Here is a 21,294-nt window from a genome sequence, read left to right on the forward strand (position 1 = left end):
CGTAAGCTACAAAAGTCGTCTGCTCCTTTTGTGGAAATGTTCCGATATCGGGGCTGCGATGACGCTAGGCATGGCAACAATGTATGAAGCCAACGCCCTAGCGCCATTGCGGTTCAAGGTTATGAAATTGTTGTTACGCGCCTGCGACGATTGGAGATGCCGCAAGGCATGACCCCATGCGCAACGTGATGCGCAGGGTGGCGGCGCAACTCGGCAAGACAACGCGACAAGGCAGCCGGCAGCGCCAGCCGTTTGTACGATTCCACAAAGACGCTCGCCCCGTTTTGTAGCCTCACGGCTGATGGCGGGCCGCATACGCGAGTTATGTTAGAAAATATGGTCAAAAACGTCAACACAATACTGGTGGCCAATCGTGGTGAAATCGCTCTGAGAGTCGTGCGCACCGCGCGCGAAATGGGCATTTCCACCGTGGCCGTCTATGCCGAGCAGGACCGCAACGCGCAGTACGTCGAGATGGCCGACGAGGCGTATCTGCTTCCCGGCGACACGTATCGCGACACTTATCTCAACGAAGAGCTGATGATTGACGTGCTGCGGCGCAGCGGCGCGGATGCCGTCCACCCTGGCTACGGCTTCCTCTCTGAAGTGGCTTCCTTCGCCCAGAAAGTGATTGACGCCGGCGCCATCTGGATCGGGCCGTCGCCTGAGGCACTGACCGATTTGGGCGACAAGATCACCGCCCGGCGCGTTGCCAAGCGCGCCAAGGTGCCGCCAGTCCCCGGCATCTCCGACCCGGTGAGCGATATCCGAACGCTGCTTGAGTTCGCGCATACGCATGGCTATCCGCTGATGATGAAGCGCACGGATGGCGGTGGCGGGCGCGGCATCGTGCTGGTGCATGACGACGACGAGCTGCGCAGCTTCTATATGAGCCACGATTCGCTGCAGGGCGGGGATCTGAACGAGTACTTCGTCGAGCGCTTCATCGACAAGGCGCGCCACGTCGAAACCCAGTGTGGGCGCGACAGCCATGGCAACTTCACCGTGTATTCCACCCGCGACTGCTCTGTGCAGCGGCGCAATCAGAAGCTCATCGAAGAGGCTCCGGCACCATTCCTGTCCGAAGACGCGAACGAGCAGCTGCACCGCTACTCGCGCAATCTCTTCGAATCCGTTGATTATCAAGGTCTGGGCACCTGCGAGTTCATGGTCACGGGCCAGCACAAGGTCTACTTCCTGGAAGTCAACCCGCGCCTGCAGGTCGAGCATACGGTCAGCGAAGAGGTGTGCGGGCTGGATTTGGTGCGCGAGCAGATCACCATCGCCAACGGCGGCGAGCTCCATGAAGTCAAGGAAACGCGCGGCCACAGCTTCGAGCTGCGCATCACCTGCGAGGACCCTGCGACGAATCTCACCCCGAGCTCGGGTACGCTCAGCGCAATCCGCTGGCCTTCCGGACCGGGCATCCGCGTCGATTCGGGCGTCGAGGAGGGCGACACGGTTTCGCCGAAGTTCGATTCGATGATGGGCAAGCTCATCGTCACTGCGCAGGACCGCCTTTCCGCCGTCGTGCGCGCCCGTCGCGCCCTGGCCGAGCTGAACATCGAAGGCGTGCCGACTCCGGCGAGCCTATACGAGCAGATTTTCAACGATCCGGTGTTCACCGCCGAAGGGCACGATTTCGACGTGTCGACCAAATGGTTGGAACGCGAGTATCTCAACCGCGAGCCGTCGACGCTTGCCAGCGGCCAGCCGGCATCCCTGAGCGGGAGCGGCGAAGACGAGCAGCCGCAGAGCGTGGCGACCGAATCCTTCACCATCGAGATGAACGACAAGCGGGTGACGCTGAAAGTCCCCGTGGATATCGTCAACGCATTCACCGGCGCAGCCCGCGCCCGCGGTGCCAAGCGCGCCTCCCAGCCGTTGCGCGGTCAGGGATTGCACGTCGTGGAAAACGGCAAGGCCGCCGATCAGAAGCCCGGCGTCATCATCTCCCCGATGCAGGCGGTCATCACCCGCGTGAACGTCGCCGAAGGCCAGAGCGTGGCCAAGGGCGACCTGCTCATCGTGCTCGAATCCATGAAGATGGAGAATTACGTCTACGCGCCCGACGCCGGCACCGTCACCAAGATATTCGTCGGGCCGTCATCAGGCGTGGAGGCGGGGGATACCCTCATCACGCTTGATGTGGACGGGGATGGCAGCGGCAACGCAAACAGCGCTGACGGCAGCAGCACCGCAAGCGAGGGAGGCAAGCAATGACCGATATCATGAACGCCCCGGACGTCAAGAAGGCTCTGGAGAGCAGTGCGCCCATCGAGTCGCAGCCCATCCGCCCGGCCATCGCCCACGCCGCGCAGCTCGCGCGTGACGCCGAGAACGCCGCCCGCACCCGCCAGCACGGCAAGGGCAAGCGCACGGCCCGCGAACGCCTCGATCTGCTCTTCGACACCGGCTCCTTCCAGGAGATCGGCCGCTTCTCGGGCGGCGACATCAACGGCGACCGCGCCGGATGCGCCGTCATCACGGGCTTCGGCGAGGTCTACGGCCGCAAGGTGGCCGTCTACGCGCAGGATTTCTCGGTCAAGGGCGGCACACTTGGTCAAGCTGAGGGCGAGAAGATCTGCCACCTCATGGATATGGCTATGTCCATCAAAGTGCCGGTTGTGGCGCTTATCGACTCCGGCGGCGCGCGCATTCAGGAGGGCGTCGCCGCGCTGACCCAGTACGGCAGGATCTTCCAGAAGACCTGCGAGGCCAGCGGCTTCATTCCGCAGATTTCGGTGATTCTGGGGCCGTGCGCGGGCGGCGCGGTATATTGCCCAGCGCTGACCGACTTCATCATCATGACGCGCGAGAACTCGAATATGTTCGTCACCGGCCCCGACGTCGTCAAGGCGGCGACCGGCGAGGCGATCAGCATGGAGGCGCTTGGCGGCGGCTACGTGCACAACGCCACCTCCGGCGTGGCGCATTACCTCGGCGAGGATGAGGCCGATGCCATCGACTACACGAGAACCGTGCTGGCCTACCTGCCGTCCAGCTCGCAAAGTCCCGCGCCGCGCTTCGCCTACTCCGCCACGAGGTCGGACCGCGACATCGCGCAGCGCCTGGGCACCATCATTCCGGATAACGACCGCCAGCCCTACGATGTGCTCGAAGTGATCCGCTGCATCGTCGACTACGGCGAATTCGTGCAGGTGCAGGAGCTCTACTCGCCCTGCGCCGTGGTCGGCTTCGCCTGCATCGAAGGCCGCCCGGTCGGCGTCGTGGCGAACCAGCCCAACGTGCTGGCTGGCATCCTCGACGTCGAATCCTCCGAGAAGATTGCGCGCTTCGTGCGCCTGTGCGACGCCTTCAACTTGCCGGTAATCACGCTGGTGGACACGCCCGGCTACAAGCCCGGCTCCGATCAGGAGCATGCGGGCATCATCCGGCGCGGCGCCAAAGTCATCTATGCGTACGCCAACGCCCAGGTGCCGCTCATAACCGTGATATTGCGCAAGGCATTCGGCGGCGCGTACATCGTCATGGGTTCCAAGGCCATCGGCGCGGACGTGAACTACGCCTGGCCCACCAGCCAGATCGCCGTGCTCGGCGCGCAGGGTGCCGTCAACATCATCCACCGCAAGGACTTGCAGAAGGCCAAGGAGCGCGGGCAGGACGTGGACGCGCTGCGCTCGCAGCTCATCGAGGAATATGAAAGCACCACGGTCAACGCGAATCTGTCGCTGGAAACCGGTCAGATCGACGCGATGATCGACCCGGAGCAAACGCGCGAGGCCATCGCCGAATCGCTGCGGCTGCTGGCCAACAAGAAGCGCACGAGCCGCACCGGCAAGCACCACGGCAACCAGCCGCTATGACGGACTCGCACGATAGCGCAACTGCTGATAACACAGCCATCGCAACCACGCAACCACGAAACGCAACTCATCAGAATCAACCATTAAGGAATGTCATGACCGACACCACGTTCTTCCTCAACCGCCTGTCCAGCGAGCCGCATGCGCTCGCCTTCGGCGGCCAATCGACCCCTTGGACGGCGGCGCTCGCCGACCAGAGCAACGACCCCACCCTTGCCGCCACGCTCCACGCGCACGCCGATGCGGCCAACCGGCTGCTGGTGAGCGTCAACCCCGAGCTGCTTGCCACAACCGGCGGGCCGGTCGATCTCTTCGGTTTCGAAGCGAACACGGCCTCGCTCGGAGCGGGAGCCGATGCTGCTGCCAGCGTGCCGGGCATCGCCTTGACGCAATTGGGCGCATTGATTGACGCCGCAAGCCTGGGCTATGACGTGATTGCGGCCAAGCCGATCGCCGTGCTGGGCCATTCGCAGGGTGTCATCGCTGAGCATATGGTGCAGGCCATCGTCGACGCCGGCTCCATCGAGGCTGCGCAAAGCGATATCGACCAGATTCTCGCCATCGCGCAGCTGATCGGCGTGGCCGGCACGCGCCAGGCGCGTATGCTCGCCCTGCGTCCCAAGAGCGGCGAGGCGACGCCGATGCTGTCGGTGCGCGGCGCGACACAGCTGCAGGTCGAAACGTTGATTGCCCGCGTGAACAAGCCGCGTGGCCCGATTTCGATTGCCGTCACCAATTCGGCGAACCAGCATGTGCTCTCCGGCTACCCGGAGGACTTGGCCGCCTTCGCCGTGGAAACCGAGAAGGAGCACAAGCACCAGGCCAAGCTGCGCGAGGAGAAGGTTCGCGGCGGTTCGGTGTTCGCGCCGGTGCTTGAATATCTTGATGTCACGGTGCCGTTCCATTCGTCGCTTATGGCGCAGGCCGTCGAGCAGACCGTGGTGTGGGCTGCGGCCAGTGGGCTGGACGAGTCGCGCTCCCGTGCGCTCGCCGAAGAAGTGCTGGTCAACCATGTGGACTGGGCCGCGCGCGTGCACGAGCTGCTTGCCTCGACCGACCCGGCCAAGCTGTGGATTGTCGACCTCGGCCCCGGCACGACCGTCGGCAAGCTCGTCGGCGCGCTGGTGCAAGGCACCGGCGCCGGCGTGGTCGAAGCCGCCAGCGGAGCCGACCGGGCCGCGCTTTCGACTATGGAAGGCGAGCCGGGCCGCACGCAGGACTGGACGGCCTTCGCTCCCAAGGCGATTCGCACGCCCTCCGGCGACCGCATCCGCACCAAGTTCAGCGAGCTGACCGGCAAGCCGCCGGTGCTGCTCGCCGGCATGACCCCCACCACCGTCGAGCCTGAAATCGTCGCGGCTGCGGCCAACGCCGGCTACTGGGCCGAGCTGGCTGGCGGCGGCCAGGTGACCGCCGAGGTCTTCGACCGCCATGTGACCAAGCTTGAGCAGGAGCTTGACGAGGGCGCCACCATCGAATTCAACGCGATGTTCATGGACCGCTACCTGTGGAATCTGCAGTTCGGCACCCAGCGCATCGTGCCCAAGAAGCGCGCCTCAGGAACTCCGATCGACGGCGTGGTCGTCTCGGCGGGCATCCCCGAGCTTGACGAGGCCAAGGAGCTTGTCGCCACGCTGAACGCCGACGGCTTCCCCTACGTGGCGTTCAAGCCGGGCACCGTTGACCAGATTCGTCAGGTGGTGCGCATCGCCAAGGCCGTCGCGCCGACGAAGATCATTGCGCAGGTCGAAGGCGGCGCTGCGGGCGGGCACCATTCGTGGGAATCGCTGGACGATCTGCTTATTAATACTTACGCCGACGTGCGCGCCTGCGACAATCTTGTACTCGTCGCCGGCGGCGGCATTGGCACGCCCGATCGCGCCGCGGACTACATCTCCGGCCAGTGGGCGCGCGTCTACGACCTGCCGGATATGCCGGTGGACGCCGTGATGATCGGCACCGCCGCGATGACCGCCAAGGAGGCCTACACCAGCCCTGAGGTCAAGCGGCTGCTGGTCGAAACCCCCGGCATCGTGCAGGCGCAGGACGACGAGGACCCCTTCGCGCCGATCGGCGAGAAGTGGGTGCCGAGCGGCCAGGCAGTGGGCGGGGTCTCTTCCGGCCTGAGCCACTTGCATGCCGATATCTACGAGCTTGAGAATTCCTCGTCGCGCTGCGGGCGGCTGCTCGTGCGCGTGATGAAGCACCCGGAGGAGCTGCTTACCCGCCGCGACGAGATCATCGAAACGCTCAACACCACCTCCCGCCCGTACTTCGGCGATGTGGACGCGATGACCTATGCCCAGTGGGCCGAGCGCTTCGCACGGCTCTCCTTCCCGTGGGCCGACGATACGTACGCCGACCGCTTCCTGCACCTGCTGCAGCGCGTCGAGGCCCGCGTGCGCGATCAGGAGTCCGGCGAATTCGACTCGCTCTTCGCCTCCCGCGCAGCAGTAGAGTCCGACCCGTACGCGGCCATCGCGACGCTGGTCGAAGCCTACCCGCAGGCCAAGGAGATCAAGGTGATCCCCAACGATGTGGCCTGGTTCATCTCGCTGGTGCGCGAGTACCCCAAGCCCATGCCTTTCGTGCCGGCCATCGACAACGATCTGCTGCGCTGGTGGGGCCAGGATCAGCTATGGCAGTCCGAGGATCCGCGCTATTCCGCCGATTCCGTGCGCGCCATCCCGGGGCCGATCTCGGTCGCTGGCATCACGAGCGTGGACGAGACGGTGGGCGATATCCTCTCCCGCTTCGAGCAGGCGGCCATCGAGCGCACGCGCGCCCTTGAGGCCGGCGAAGCTGAGGCTGCTGCCGAGCTGGAGCAGGCCTTCGCGCAGCTGAGCGCCGCCGCGAGCGCTGAGGAGTTCATCCGCCGCAGCCCGAACATCTCCTGGGTCGGCCACCTCATGGCCAACCCGGCCTTCGGCACCGCGCTGGGCGACCCGCACTACGAGATCACCGCGACGGGAAGCCGCGACGGCAATGCGCTCTTCGATCTGGACATCCACCTCGACACCTTCTGGGACAACGATCCTGACGGCGGCACATCCAAGCACGCCGTGCGCGACATCGTGATCCCTCTGACCGTCGACGCCGCCAAGCCCGGCCGATTCCCGGTCGTGGACCGCGAGCGCTTGCCGCAGCACGTCTATGCGATGCTCGCCGACACCGCCGGCATCGGCAACACCGCCATCACCGGCGACAAGCTCGCCGCCATGCCGACCGTTGAAATCGTGGACGACAAGGAAAGCTACCCATTCGGGCTGGCGCATACCGGCTACACCTTGTCTCCCAACCTCGGCTTCGACCATGAGGCGGCGACCGCAGGAACCCTGCCCGGCTCGCTGCTGGCCTCGCGCATCGTGCCCGACGCGCTGGTCGGCCCGGCCTGGCCGGCCATCTATACTGCTTTGGGCTCGGTATACGTCCACGGCTTCCCGGTAATCGAAGGACTGTTAAACGCAGTCCATCTGGACCACCTGATCGAGCTGGACGTGACCGAAGCCGAGCTGCTGACCCACACCGGCGAGCGCATCGCGCTGACCAGCTGGGCCGAGGACTACCTCGAATCCGCCTCCGGGCGCGTGGTGATTATCCATGTGACCCACACCGCGCCTGACGGCACCGTGCTGGCCCACGAGGTCGAGCGCTTCGCCATCCGCGGCCGCTCCTACTCGCAGGCGCTGCCGCCCGAGGCTCCCGAATACGGCGACTACCTCTCGTTCCGGGGCAGCTCCAACGGCAAGGGCACGCCTTTCGATGACGATGACAGCGAAGACCTGGTGATGAACACCCCACGTCGTATGCTGCGCCGCGTCACGGTGACCGCGCCGCACGAGATGACGGCCTTCGCCCGCACTTCGGGCGACTTCAACCCGATCCACACCTCGCATCGCGGGGCTGCGGTCTCCGGGCTCACCGCGCCGCTGGTACACGGCATGTGGCTTTCGGGCACCGCCCAGCATGTGGCGCAGGCCGCTGACGACAAGGGCGTGCATTACGAGATCGCCGGGTGGACCTACAACATGTACGGCATGGTCCAGCTGGACGACGCCGTGGAGATCAGCGTCGAGCGCGTGGGCAAGCTGCGCCACGGCGGACTGGTGCTTGAGGTGACCTGCCGCATCGACGGCCAGATCGTCTCGCGCGGCACCGCCGTCGCGCATGCGCCGAAATCCGCCTTCGTCTACCCCGGCCAGGGCATCCAGCAGCAGGGCATGGTATTGGGCGAGCGCGCCCAGTCCGCCGCTGCGCGTGAGACCTGGGAACGGGCCGACAAGCTCACCCGCGAACGCCTTGGGTTCTCGATCCTCGCCGTTGTGCGCGACAACCCGACCGAACTGACCGCCAACGGCGTGACCTACCGCCACCCCGACGGCCTGCTCAACCTCACCCAGTTCACTCAGGTGGCGCTCGCCACCGTGGCCTTCGCACAGACGTCCCGCTTGCGCGAGTCCGGCTCGGATATCTGGCCTGCGTACTTCGCCGGCCATTCGCTGGGCGAATACAATGCGCTGAGCTCCTTCGCGGGCATCATCCCGCTGGAAACCGTGCTGGAACTCGTGTTCCACCGCGGCTCCACGATGCACCATCTCATCGAGCGCGACGCACAGGGCCGCTCGAACTACCGCATGGGCGCGCTGCGGCCGAACCAGTTCGGCGTGGGCGATGATCAGATCAAGGCCTATGTCGAGCAGGTGTCCGCCGAATGCAGCGAATTCCTCGAAATCGTCAACTACAACCTCGCCGGGCAGCAGTACGCCATCGCGGGCACCATCAAGGGCCTCAAGTATCTCAAGGCCGACAGCAACCGCCGCGCGAAGGAGGCTGGTGGCAAGCCGGCGTTCATGCTCGTGCCGGGCATCGACGTGCCGTTCCACTCCACGCTGCTGCGCAAGGGCGTGCCGGAGTTCCGCGACAAGCTTGACGAGCTGCTGCCGCAGACCATCGACTATGATCGCCTGGTCGGTCGCTATATCCCGAACCTCGTGGCCGCGCCCTTCGCGATGACCCGCGAATTCGCCGCGAAGATCCTCGAAGTGGTGCCTTCCGCTCGCATCAAGGAGGCGCTGGACGACCCGGCGGTCTGGGATTCCTACGCCGCCGACGAGCAGAAGCTCGGCCGGCTGCTGCTCACCGAATTGCTCTCGTGGCAGTTCGCCTCTCCGGTGCGCTGGATCGAGACGCAGGCGCTTATGTTCGGCGAGCCGTCGCAGGGCGGGCTTGGCGTCGAAGAGTACGTCGAAGTGGGCCTGGGCAATGCTCCGACGCTGGCGAACCTGGGCGCGAAGACCCTCAGGCTGCCCGACTTCTCCGGCCGCAAGGTCACGGTGTACAACCTCGGTCGCGACGAGAGCCGCGTGTATATGACGGATACGGACCCAGCTGTTCAGCTTACTAATGGCAACGATTCTGCTGCCTCGGCTTCGGCTTCCGGTTCGCAGACGGTTCAAGCTACGGCAAGTGCGCCGGCTGCCGCTCCGGTTTCCGCAGAAGCTGCTTCATCCGCTCAACCCGCCGCTGCCGCACCATCCGTTCCGGTCGCCACCTCCGGCGAACGCCCGGCGGACATCGCGTACAAGGCCTCGGACGCCATTGCCACGCTGCTGGCGTACGCGGCCAAGGTCCGCCCCGATCAGATCGGCGATGTGGACACGACCGACACGCTGACCAATGGCGTCTCGTCCCGCCGCAACCAGCTACTCATGGACATCAGCTCCGAGCTTGGCGTGGCGAGCGTGGACGGTGCCGCCGAGGCTGCGATTCCGGCTCTGAGCGCCCTGGTCAACAAGGTCGCGCCGAACTACAAGGCCTTCGGCCCGGTGCTCTCCGACATTGTGCGCGACCGCGTGCGTGGGCTCTTCGGCGCTTCGGGCGTGAAGCTCACGCAGATCGAGAAGCGCGTGACCGATACGTGGCAGCTCGGCGCTGGCTGGGCTTCGCATGTCGTCTCCGCGCTGGTGTTGGAGACCCGCGAAGGCGCTTCCGCCCGTGGCGGCGAGCTTGCGTCCTTGGGCACCGATCCGGCGGCGAACGCCAACGCGGCGAACGCGCTGATCGATGCCGCCGTGCAGCATGTGGCGCAGGCCCAGGGCATCACGGTCGGCCTGCCCAATGCGGGCGGTGCCGCAGGCGGCGCGGTTGTGGATTCCGCAGCGCTGGACGCCTTCGCGCAGCAGGTCACCGGCTCTGACGGCGTGCTCGCCGCCACGGCGAGGTTCGTGCTGAACGAGCTTGGCGTCGCCGCTCCGGCCGTAGCGCCTTCCGAAGATGCGAACGCCGCCGTGGTCGCCGCCGTCGAGGCCGAGCTGGGGGCCGACTGGCCCAAGCAGGTCGAGCCGCGCTTCGACGAGCGTCGTGCGCTGCTGCTGGATGACCGCTGGGCTTCGGCCCGCGAGGATCTTGCGCGGCTGTACTATGGCAGCAAGAACGGCGGCACGACTGCCGAAACCATCGCTTCGCTGAACTTCATCGGCGCCGGCCAGGACGTAAGCACTCAGGCCCGCTGGTTCGCCGGCAAGGCCCGGGCCGATGGCAATGAGGAACTCAGCGCCACCTTCGCGCACATCGCCGAGCAGGCGCTTGAGCCACTCGCCGAAGATCCGCAGTCTTCTCGCTTCGCCAACGATGTGGCTATCGTCACTGGCGTCGCCGCGAATTCGATCGGCGCACAGATCGTCAACGGCCTGCTGGCTGGCGGCGCGACGGTTATTGCGACCTCGCACAGCTTCACCACGGCGACAAAGGAATGGGCCAAGCGCACGTACCGCAACCATGCGGTCGGCAACGCCAAGCTCTGGCTGGTTCCCGCGAATCTGTCGAGCTACCGCGATGTCGATGCGCTCGTGCAGTGGGTCGGTTCGGTCAGTAAAAAAACGACCGGTGCCACCACCACGATTCTCAAACCCGCGTACGAGCCGACGCTGTTCTTCCCCTTCGCGGCGCCTCCGGTACACGGCACTATGGCCGATTCGGGCGAGCTGTTCGAATCGCAGTCCCGCCTGATGCTGTGGGGCGTGGAGCGTGCCATCGCCGGTTTCAGCGCGATTGGCGCGGACACCGATGTGCAGCACAAGCTGCATGTGGTGCTGCCCGGCTCGCCGAACCGTGGCGTGTTCGGCGGCGACGGAGCCTACGGCGAGGTCAAGAGCGCCTTCGATGCCATCGTCACCCGCGCGCATGCCGAGCAGGACTGGTCCGACCGCGTCACCTTCGCCCACCCGAAGATCGGCTGGGTGCGAGGCACCGGGCTTATGGGCGGCAACGATCCGCTGGTCGCCGTCGTCGAAAAGCATGGTCTGCGCACCTATTCGACCGAGGAGATCGCGGTGCAGCTGCTCGATATGGCTACGCGGCAGGCCCGCGAGCAGGCGGTCATCGCGCCGCTTGACGCCGACCTGACCGGCGGGCTGGGCTCGACGCCGATTGATATTAAGGCGCTACGTAACGAAGCGGAAAAAGATGCGGAACCGTTAAGCGGAGAGCCCAGTGGGCTCTCCGTAGGCGACGCCGAGGCCCCGCTAAGGGGCCGAGGTAACAACGGAGATCACCCTGAAACATCCGCTATTGCTGGCTCTGCGTCCACCACCCTCAAGGCCCTCCCCACCCCGCACATCCGCCATCAGGCACCCGTCGATCTGGCCGACTGGCAGGGCGTCAGCGCAAAGCCCGAGGATGAGATCGTCATCGTTTCGATCGGCGAGCTTGGCCCCTGGGGCTCCGGGCGCACACGCTTCGAGGCCGAGATGGGCATTCGCCCCGATGGCTCGGTCGAGCTGTCGGCCGGCGCAGTGCTCGAACTGGCGTGGAATATGGGCCTGGTCACCTGGCAGGACAGCCCGGCTCCGGGCTGGTACGACGCCGACGGCAACCTCGTGCCCGAGGAGGATATCGCCGAGCGCTATCACGACGAGGTCGTGGCCCGCTCCGGCATTCGCCCCTTCGATGAGGGCATGGGCAGCGACTACAAGGACGGCGCCGACGAGGAGGAAGCCGAGGTCTTCCTCGACCACGATGTCGAATTCTCCGTGCCGACCAAGGATGTCGCTGATGAGTACGTCAAGCTTGACGAGGCGCATACCACCATCGCGCAGGATGAGGAATCCGGCGAATGGGTAGTGACGCGCCACGCCGGGTCGATGATCCGCGTGCCGCGCCGCGCCACGATGAGCCGCACGGTCGGCGGCCAGTTCCCCAAGGGCTTCGACCCGCTCAAGTGGGGCATCCCCGCTTCCATGGTGGGCGATGTGGACCAGATCGCGCTGTGGAACATCGTCACCACGGTCGACGCCTACCTGTCCGCAGGATTCAGCCCGGTTGAGATACTGCAGTCGATTCATCCCTCGATGGTCGCTTCGACGCAGGGCACCGGTTTCGGCGGCATGAACTCGATGCGCAAGCTGTACCTCGACCGCTTCCTCAACCACGAGATTCCGACCGACATCCTGCAGGAGGCGCTGCCGAACGTGGTCGCGGCCCACGTCATGCAGTCCTACATCGGCGGCTACGGCAATATGATCCAGCCGGTTTCCGCCTGCGCCACCGCTGCGGTGTCGCTTGAGGAAGGCGCCGACAAGATCGCGCTCGGCAAGGCCGATTTCGTGGTCACCGGCGCTATCGATGATATTGGCGTGGAGTCGGTGATTGGCTTCGGCAACATGAACGCGACCGCCAACTCGCAGGAGATGTACGACAAGGGCATCGAGCCGCGCTTCTTCTCGCGGGCCAACGATCGTCGTCGCGGCGGCTTCCTGGAATCCCAGGGCGGCGGCACGATTCTGCTCACGCGAGGCGATATCGCGCTGAAGCTCGGGCTGCCGGTCGCCGGCGTGGTCGGCTTCATCCACAGCTATGCGGATGGCGCGCACACCTCGATTCCGGCCCCCGGCCTCGGCGCGCTCGCGGCGGCGCAGGGTGGCACGGATTCCAAGCTCGTGCACGATCTGGCGAAGCTGGGTGTGACCCCGGACGATATCGCCGTGGTCTCCAAGCACGACACCTCCACGAACGCCAACGACCCCAACGAGTCCGAGCTGCACAACACCATTGCGCACGCCATCGGGCGTAGCGAAGGCAACCCGCTGTTCGTGATCTCGCAGAAGTCGCTCACCGGTCACGCCAAGGGCGGTGCATGCATCTTCCAGGTCAACGGCCTGACGCAGCTGTTCACCTCCGGCCGTATTCCCGCGAACGCCTCGCTGGACTGCGTCGACCCCAAGCTCAAGCGCGACGACCATCTGGTCTGGCTCAAGCAGCCGCTTGAAGTCGGCAAGGTCAAGGCCGGCTTGGCGACCTCGCTCGGCTTCGGCCACGTCAGCGGATTCACGGCCATCGTGAACCCGGGCGCCTTCGAAGCCGCCGTGGCGAACACCGCCGGCACTGAAGCGCTCGAAGTATGGCGCAACCGCGCCAACGAACGCCTCGCCGCCGGCCAGCGCCACCTCGAAGAAGGCATGATGGGCCGCGCCGCGCTCTACGAGCCGATCGATAACCGCCGCTTCCACGAGGATTCGCGCAGCTACGATGCCCATGAGGTTGAGAAGGCCATGCTGCTCGATCCGAACGCAAGACTGGGTGCTTCGGGCTATTTCGAAGCGTGAACGGTGTAACTGAGTAGGTTAGGGGCGGAGAGAACGTTGATTCTCTCCGCCCCTTTCCTTTGCAGTGGGCGTGTAATCGCTTATTGTGTTTGTGTTCACGAAACTGATTCAGGGTGGACTCCGTTGTTTCCTCGGGCCCTTGGTGGGCCCTCGGCGTCGGCTACGGACAGCGCGCAGCGCTGTCCGCTTGACGCCTCCGCTATTTATACTGCTGTGGAAATTCATTAGGCACATTTGCGCAGATTGTACGTCTAAACGGGCTAAGACGACCTTGGGTCGATTCTTGAAAACGGTGTTATTCCGCCAAAATATTCCACACCGGATTCGGCGTCTATTTTGCGAAGTGCCTAATGAACGAAAAAACTACCTAATGAACGAATATCGTGCCTGTACCAGGTGCAAGCACCGTCGAAGAGCTGTCGTGGAGTGTTCATTAGGTAGTTTTTCGTTCATTAGGCACATGCCCCAAGTACAGGCCCCGCATGCACTTCACGTGATTGTTGGAATTCCGCCGATTCTAAGCGCATGACGTTGCTCATGAAACCTCTGTTCGGGCGGTTAGACGGGGAAAGTACCTAATGAACGGTGGCCGGAGCCGGATGGTCGGACGAATCAGACCATCATGAACCAAACTCTGGTCCTCGCGGCCTAATCCCAATTGTCACCTATCCGTGCAGCAGGCCCATCTGTCGGCGAAACGTCCGTTGCATGAGCCGAATGATTGCATTATTATGGGTGCAAGTGACACGGGGTGCCGCGCATAGGCGGCTGAGATGAGACCCGTCGAACCTGATCCAGTTCGTACTGGCGAAGGGAATGTCCGAATGTCTTACCTGCATTCGATGTGGCTCCTCAGAGCACTCTTTTGCATGTCATTGGGCCGCTTGGCTTTCCTTCGCCGTCGAAAAGAGCAATAGCACAGCAGAAGAATAGCACTGATGCCCAGTACTCAGTGTGCAGTGAGGAGAAATAGCCACTATGCCAGCAAAACATAACCTTGAAAGCAATCGAAAGATTCGATTCAACGCCTTCGCCATCAACGGAGTAGGGCACCAGCTTCCTGGCATTTGGCGCCATCCGGCCGATCATTCTCGCGATTACACGAGCCTTGCGCATTGGATGGATCTCGCCCGGTTGTTGGAGCGCGGGCTGTTCGACGGGATCTTCCTTGCTGATGCTCTGGGCTCGTATGACGTGTACGGCGGCAATGCTGACGCCGCCTTGCGGACTGCAGCAAAGATCCCCATGAACGATCCCATGATGTTAGTGAGCGCCATGGCAGCCGTGACCGAAGACTTGGGATTTGGAATTACCGCGAGTACATCGGCGGAGCATCCCTATACGTTTGCGCGCCGCATGTCCACGCTCGACCACCTCACGCGCGGGCGTATCGGGTGGAATGTGGTGACGGGCTACCTGAAGAGCGCCGCCCAAAATCTGGGCGAACACGATCAGATTCCCCACGACGAGCGCTACGATCGCGCAGATGAGTACATGGAGGTGCTCTACAAGCTGTGGGAGGGCTCCTGGGATGACGACGCTGTCATCCTTGACGCCGAGCATGACACTTTCGCTGATCCCTCCAAGGTTCACCCCATCAACCACGAGGGGAAGTACTTTACTGTTCCCGGAATCCACCTCTCGGAACCGTCCCCGCAGCGTACGCCGGTGATCTACCAGGCCGGAGCCTCCGAGCGAGGGATTCGTTTTGCGGCCGAGAACGCCGAAGCGATTTTCATTGCGGCTCCGACTCTCGCTCAGACCCGCGAGCAGGTCCGCAAGATTCGTGCGGCGTTGGAGGCTGCCGACCGCGGGCGCGATGCGGCCCGGATCTATTCTCTGTTGACGATCGTCGTAGATGAGACAGATGAAGCGGCTGCCGCGAAGAGTCGTGACATCTTCTCGTACGCCTCAGAGACGGGAAACCTGGTGCTGAACTCGGGATGGTCGGGGCTGGACCTCTCGCAGGAGGATCTTGATATGCCGCTGGATCCTGTCTACACCGATTCGATTCAAACCACTGTATCGAGCCTGTCTGGAGCTGCCGATGGCGACGGCCGCTGGACGCTTCGCGACAGTGCCCGTATCAACGCGACGGGTGGTCCAGTGGTGGTTGGCTCGGGTGAGACCGTTGCGGATGTGGTGGAGCAGTTCATGGAGCAGACTGATGTGGATGGCTTCAATCTTGCTTATGCGCTTAACCCAGGGACTTGGGAAGATGTTATCGAGTACCTGGTTCCCGTGCTGCAGCGCCGCGGCGTTTACCCGCAAAAAGCCGAGCACGGCACGCTGCGTGCCCGCATGTTCGGTCAGGGCGACCGGCTGCCGGCTTCGCACCGGGGTTCGGGCTATCGCCACTTGTGATGAGAGCTGAACGGAGTTTGTTCTTTGAACTCTGACCGGGACTGCGTTTCAGCGTTGCGACAGTGGTGCTGGGAATCTAGTTTCGTTCCCAGAAGGTACTTGCGCGCACTTGCCCTTCACCGCATGGTCGGCTCGATGGGCCGAGTCGACGTTGCTGACGACAACGCAGCCATGGCAGCTATCGGTCGGCCATGGCGACGCAGCAGCAGCGCTGCTCGTGTAACGGCATGCAGCCACGAAGAACTCGTTCACGATTCACTCGGTCGTCAACGTCACTGCCTCGGAACTCGAAGTGATGAGGCGCTAGGCGTGGGCCTGCTCCTCGACGAGCGCGTCGCCGCAAACGGTAAGCAGCGCGTACAGCTCGGCGCGCTGCGTCTTGCTCAGTCCAGCGGTCATGCGCCTAGCCACGGCTTGCACTGCTTTATCCGCCTGCGCGAACAGGGTTTCGGCGCGGCCGGTCAGCCGGGTGGCCTTCTCCCGGCGCTGCCCCGGCTGCTCGGAGCGCCGCACGAGCCCGGAGCGTTCGAGGCCCTGGAGCAGGACGTTCATGGACTGGCGCGACACGAAGCTGCGCCTGGCCAGCTCCGAGCTAGTGATGCCCGGCTCGTCGATCAGATTGCTCAGGCATGCGTACTGCGGGACGGTCAGGCCCAGCGGCCGCAGCGCCTCGTCCATGCGCTGGTTGAGCAGCGACTGGGTCGCCTTGACGAGCACGCCGAGCTCGCCCGGGCTGGGATCATGCGATGTTCTCATACGATCATTCATACAGCACCCTCATGTCAATATCTTGACAAACGCGGCGAGTTATGTCAATATATTGACGTAACTCGGTGGACAGACGCAGCTAACCCCCGTAGGCGGCTGCCGACCCGCCGTCCGTCGCTCCACTCCCATGAAAGGCATGAACCATGAGCACAACCACCACTACCGCCACCACCGACACGCAAGGCCCCGACTTCGTCTCGTTCCAAGTGCGCGACCTGCACGCCTCCGCCGACTTCTACGAGCACACCGTCGGCCTGACGCGCCTGCCCGCGTCCAACCCCCAGGCCGTCGTTTTCGCCGACGGGCCGGTCGCCTTCGCCGTGCGCAACCCGTTCCCGGGCGTGGATCTCGACGCTCTGGGCCAGCTCGGTGCCGGCATCGGCGTCTGGTTCCACTGCCAGGACGCCCACGCCCTGCACCGCAAGCTGGCGGACGCGGGTGTGACGATCGTCCAAGAGCCCTTCGACGGTCCCTTCGGCGTCACCTTCTCATTCCTCGACCCTGACGGCTACACCGTGACCATGCACGACAAAGCCTGACCCGCCCCGCCGTCCTCACCGCCGCAGCCCGATTCAATCTCCGCAAAGCCAAGCATAAAGCCAGCTGCCCCATCCTCGTTGCGATGAGGACAGGGCAGCTGGCTTCACAACAGTGCTTCTGCAGCAGTGCCTTCGAAACAGTGCCGCGGGCACCCTGCTAACTGTCGCCGCGTCTAGCTCGGCGACGATCTCCCGATGCGCCAGTAGCCGCAGAAGGTGACGTTGGCTCTGGGCAGGCCCAGTTCGTTGACCAGGTAGCGGCGTGTTCCGGTGGCGAGCGCGGATTCCCCGACCGCGAAGGCGTAGAGGCTCGTGCATAGCGGCAGCGCACGCAGGGCGGGGAGGGCGAGCGTGCCGGGAGCCTCGGATGGGTCGCGCACCAGCCATTGGACGTTGACGCCTTCCGGGGCTTCGTGCTCCTGCTCGTCGCATTCGTCGAAGATCTCGATGATCGCGTTGCCGACCGTGTCGCGGGGCAGGTCGCGCAGGATGCCTAGGGCGGCAGCCATGCCGCTCTCATCCGCCACGATCAGGACCTGGTCGGCGTCCACGGGTGCCCAGCCGTGGCCCTGATCAATGAACGCGACCTTGGCACCGGGCTTGACCGATGCCGCCCAAGGGCTGGCGATGCCCTTATCGCCGTGCATGACGAAGTCGATGTCGATTTCGGCCGGGTCGCTGCGGTACTGCCGGACGGTGTAGTTGCGGATGACCGGGCGGGTTCCTTTCGACAAGGTGAGATATTTGACCAGCCCGCCGACGCCGAAGCGCGCGGGCAGATTGTCGAAGCGGTCGCTGGCGTGCACGGGTATGGCCAGCCGGAACCACTGGTCGAAGCCGGTGAATGCGAAGCGGTCGAGATCGCCGCCGCCGAGCGTCACCCGCACGATATGCGGGCTGACATGCCGGCTGGCCGTCACCGTCGTGAGCACGAGGCCGGAGTCGGCGTGCGTCACTTTGATACTGCTCATCAGTACCGCCTTTCGATTGCCTTCATGATGCCCTCAAACTGCCTTCACGTTGTTTTTCGAGGCTCGCATGGCCGGCGTCGAGCTGCTGGCTCTCTGCGATTGGTTGCCAAGCGTAATGAATTGCCGCATCAAGTCAAGAGTGTGTCGGGCAGACGAATGCGCTATTGGTCTGCCCGACATATTCAGCTTCGTGCGCGTCGTCTCCGCAGCGCGAGCGCGACGACGCCTTTGGGACCGAAGCAGTAGACGACGGCGAAGAACAGCGCTTGGGCCAGCACGATCATGCCGCCGGTCGAGGCGTCGAGCACGTAGCTGAGGAACACGCCGATGGCCGTGGCGATGGCAGCGACCAGCGGCGATATCCACAGCATGCGCCAGATGCTGTCGGTGAGCAGACGCGCGGTGACGCCGGGAATGATGAGCATCGCGACCACAAGGATGATGCCGACCGCCTGCAGCGCGGCCACGACGGTCAGCGCCAGTGCGGTGAGCAGCAGGCCGCTGATCATTCCCGGGGAGATGCCTATACCTCGCGCGTGCATCGGGTCGAAGGCGAACAGTGTGATGTCGCGGCGTTTGAGCAATACCACGAACGCAGTCAGCCCACCGAGCAGCGCGACCTGCAGCAGGTCGCCGTCCGTGACGCCCAGCAGATTGCCGAAGAGGATGTGGTTGAGGTCGGTCTGGCTTGGCGTGATCGAGATCAGCACCACGCCAAGCGCGAGCATCGGCGTGAACACCGTGCCGATGATGGCGTCCTCCTTGAGCAGGCCCGAGCGTTTGCGCAGCACGCTGATGATCCAGACGGTGAGCAGCGCGAACACCAGTGCGCCCACGGCGAATGGCAGACCGAAGATATAGGAGAACACGACGCCGGGCAGCACGGCGTGCGAGATGGCATCGCCGATGAGCGACCAGCCGATCAGCACGAGCCAGCAGCTGAGCAGTCCGCAGATGACCGCGGTGATCAGGCCGGTGAGCAGCGCGCGCCGCATGAAATCGTATTGCATGGCGGCGGAGAGCAGGGTGAGCAGGTCGTTGCCGGTCATCGCATCAGATCCTCGGATAGTGCTTGGTCCTCGGGTTCGAGTCCGAATGCCTTGGCAAGCTGCTCGGGCTGCAGCACTTCAGCGATCGGCCCGTGGGCGACGATGGCGCGGTTGATGAGCATCGCCTCGTCGCACAGTTCCGGCAGCGCGTGCAGATCATGGCTCGCCACCAGAATGGTCATGCCGTCTCGGGCCAGGTCTTTGAGCACTTTGGCAATCATCAGCTCGGAGCGCCGATCCACGCCGGCGAAGGGTTCGTCGAGCAGCATGATGCGCGCCCGCTGAGCCAGCCCTCTGGCTACGAAGACGCGCTTGCGCTGGCCGCCCGAGAGATTGCCGATCTGCCGGCGCGAGAATTCGCCCAGCTCCACGCGCCCGATGGCCGCCCGCACTGCCTCGCGGTCCTCGCGGCGAGGGGAGCGCAGCCAGTTGAGCAGGCCGTACCGCCCCATCATCACTGCGTCTTCGACGCGCAGGGGAAACGACCAGTCGATATCCTCCTGCTGCGGCACATAGCTGACCATCCCGCGTTTGCGCGCCTGCCGGCCATCTATGCCGGCCAGCTGGACCGATCCGGCATCAGGGCGCACGACGCCCATCAGCGTTTTGAACAAGGTGGATTTGCCAGCCCCGTTCATGCCGACGAGGCCGCACAAATGCCCCGGCTCGATGTCGAAGGAGACGTCGCGCAACGCCGGAACCCCGTCATAGGAGACGCTCAGACCGCGCACGTGGATGCCGCCGGGAATGGCCGCAGCCGCCGACGCGGCACGCGAGCCGGCGGATGCGCTGCGGATCGCATAGCCGTGGGCGGTCAGGTCGCGCGGCGCGGCATGGCTGTCCACAGCGGGAGAGCCATGCCGCGCCGCGGCGGGGGCGTGCGAGGCAGCAAACGCTTCGGCATTCAGCGTCGCGGTGCTCAAGGCCGCTCTCCTCATCGCTGCTTCGCGGTCAGCCCGCTGATGATCGCCTCGGCGTCATGTCGCAGCAGATCGAGATACGTAGGCACCGGGCCATTGCCGGCCGACAGGGAATCGACATACAGCAGGTGGTCATCGTCCTGGTTGAAGGTCGCGCCGGTCTCCTTGGCGACTTGCTGCATGGCCTTGCCATTCACGGTCGATTCGCAGAAAACGGTAGGAATCCTGTCTTTCTTGACGGCATCGACCACCTTGGCGATCTGCTGGGGCGTGCCCTCGTTCTCAGCGTTGACCGGCCACATGTATACCTCGTTCAGGCCCTCGTCGCGCGTCAGATACGAGAATGCTCCCTCGCAGCTGACCAGCGTGCGCTCGCTGCCTGGCAGCGAGGAGAGCTCGCCGGTGAGCTGGTCGGAGACGGCTTGGATCTTCTTGCTGTATGCCTCGCCGTTCTTGCGATAATCGGCGGCATGCTGCGGATCCAGATCGCTGAACGCCTTGACGATGTTGCTCACGTAAATCTGCCCGTTCTTCGGCGACATCCATGCATGCGGATTCGCCTTGCCCTCGTATTCGCCCTCGGTGATGTTCATCGGCGTGACTCCGGCGCTCAAGTCGACCTTCTTGGCCTTCGAACCGGCCACGAAGCGGTCGAACCAGCGTTCCAGCCCGAGCCCGTTGCGCAGGATGAGATCGGCGTGCGACGCTTTGACGATGTCGCTGGCGGTCGGTTCGTAGTCATGGATTTCCGCGCCGGGCTTGGTGATGGAGACGATGTTGAGATGGCCGCCCGCCACGTTCTTCGCCATGTCGGCGGGAATCGTGAATGTGGTGAGCACTGTGGGCTTGCCGTTGGAATCGCCGCCATCGGCTGATCCGCCGGCGTTCCCGTTGCCGGCACCGCATGCCGACATCAGCAGCACGGCCGCCGCGACGGCCACGGCGATGAGCGCGCCCAGCCAATGCTGGCGCCTTGAGATTGTGGATTGGTCCATGATGGTATTCCTCTATCGTTTCTACTGTGGAGGTAACGGAGCGCTACTATTCGCATTGTTCGCATTGTTCGCATTCGGTTATGCGGGCGGCGAGGTGACGAAGCTCGCCTTTCGATGCCCTATCGCCGCAACTATGCGCGATAGGCTCTCGTGCCATACCCTTCTACCGTCATCCCCATATATACTATAGAAAGTTCTATGGGTCAAACTTTTGACTGCACGCATCGTGCAGGCCGCGCGTCGTCGTCCGCGCAGACGT

10 protein-coding genes and 1 riboswitch are annotated in these 21,294 nt (G+C 64.2%); of the genes, 5 read left to right on the plus strand and 5 right to left on the minus strand.

All coding sequences use genetic code 11. The features are described from left to right. Positions 1 to 336 precede the first annotated feature (336 nt). The 4 genes from BISU_RS06465 (at position 337) to BISU_RS06480 (ending at position 15,793) form a co-directional block, all read left to right on the plus strand. A complete protein-coding gene (locus tag BISU_RS06465; RefSeq protein WP_024463210.1) occupies positions 337 to 2,223 on the plus strand; it encodes an ATP-binding protein in 1,887 nt (628 codons plus the stop codon). Continuing rightward, a complete protein-coding gene (locus BISU_RS06470; RefSeq protein ID WP_024463211.1) occupies positions 2,220 to 3,827 on the plus strand; it encodes an acyl-CoA carboxylase subunit beta in 1,608 nt (535 codons plus the stop codon). Before BISU_RS06465 ends, BISU_RS06470 begins: the two co-directional genes overlap by 4 nt. Positions 3,828 to 3,922: 95 nt before the next feature. After that, on the plus strand, positions 3,923 to 13,429 hold the full coding sequence (locus BISU_RS06475; protein WP_024463212.1) for a type I polyketide synthase: 9,507 nt from the start codon (positions 3,923 to 3,925) through the stop codon (positions 13,427 to 13,429). Between the two features lie 737 nt (positions 13,430 to 14,166). Continuing rightward, positions 14,167 to 14,263, plus strand: a riboswitch (TPP riboswitch). Between the two features lie 144 nt (positions 14,264 to 14,407). Beyond that, positions 14,408 to 15,793, plus strand: coding sequence for an LLM class flavin-dependent oxidoreductase (locus tag BISU_RS06480; RefSeq protein ID WP_024463213.1), 1,386 nt, complete (start codon positions 14,408 to 14,410; stop codon positions 15,791 to 15,793). Positions 15,794 to 16,096: 303 nt separating this feature from the next. Here BISU_RS06480 and BISU_RS06485 read toward each other — a convergent pair whose 3' ends face one another. Beyond that, positions 16,097 to 16,549, minus strand: a complete 453-nt coding sequence (locus BISU_RS06485) for a MarR family winged helix-turn-helix transcriptional regulator (RefSeq protein WP_024463214.1) — start codon at positions 16,547 to 16,549, stop codon at positions 16,097 to 16,099. A 155-nt stretch (positions 16,550 to 16,704) separates the two neighbouring features. Here BISU_RS06485 and BISU_RS06490 point away from each other — a divergent pair, with 155 nt between their 5' ends. Next, the gene (locus BISU_RS06490; RefSeq protein WP_024463215.1) at positions 16,705 to 17,100 is read left to right on the plus strand and encodes a VOC family protein; all 396 of its coding nucleotides are present in this window, start codon (positions 16,705 to 16,707) and stop codon (positions 17,098 to 17,100) included. 173 nt (positions 17,101 to 17,273) lie between these two features. Here BISU_RS06490 and BISU_RS06495 read toward each other — a convergent pair whose 3' ends face one another. The 4 genes from BISU_RS06495 to BISU_RS06510 form a co-directional block, all read right to left on the minus strand. Next, on the minus strand, positions 17,274 to 18,071 hold the full coding sequence (locus BISU_RS06495) for a siderophore-interacting protein (protein WP_024463216.1): 798 nt from the start codon (positions 18,069 to 18,071) through the stop codon (positions 17,274 to 17,276). A gap of 182 nt (positions 18,072 to 18,253) precedes the next feature. Then, positions 18,254 to 19,120 carry a metal ABC transporter permease gene (locus BISU_RS06500; RefSeq protein ID WP_024463217.1) on the minus strand — a complete coding sequence of 289 codons (867 nt, stop codon included), beginning with the start codon at positions 19,118 to 19,120 and terminating at the stop codon, positions 18,254 to 18,256. After that, a complete protein-coding gene (locus BISU_RS06505) occupies positions 19,117 to 20,043 on the minus strand; it encodes a metal ABC transporter ATP-binding protein (RefSeq protein ID WP_226839100.1) in 927 nt (308 codons plus the stop codon). The genes BISU_RS06500 and BISU_RS06505 overlap by 4 nt, the downstream gene beginning before the upstream one ends. A gap of 11 nt (positions 20,044 to 20,054) precedes the next feature. Then, positions 20,055 to 21,035 (minus strand): metal ABC transporter substrate-binding protein, encoded by a 981-nt coding sequence (locus BISU_RS06510; RefSeq protein ID WP_024463219.1) that lies wholly within the window; start codon positions 21,033 to 21,035, stop codon positions 20,055 to 20,057. Positions 21,036 to 21,294: the final 259 nt, after the last annotated feature.

This window comes from Bifidobacterium subtile (genome assembly GCF_000741775.1).
Taxonomy (GTDB): domain Bacteria; phylum Actinomycetota; class Actinomycetes; order Actinomycetales; family Bifidobacteriaceae; genus Bifidobacterium; species Bifidobacterium subtile.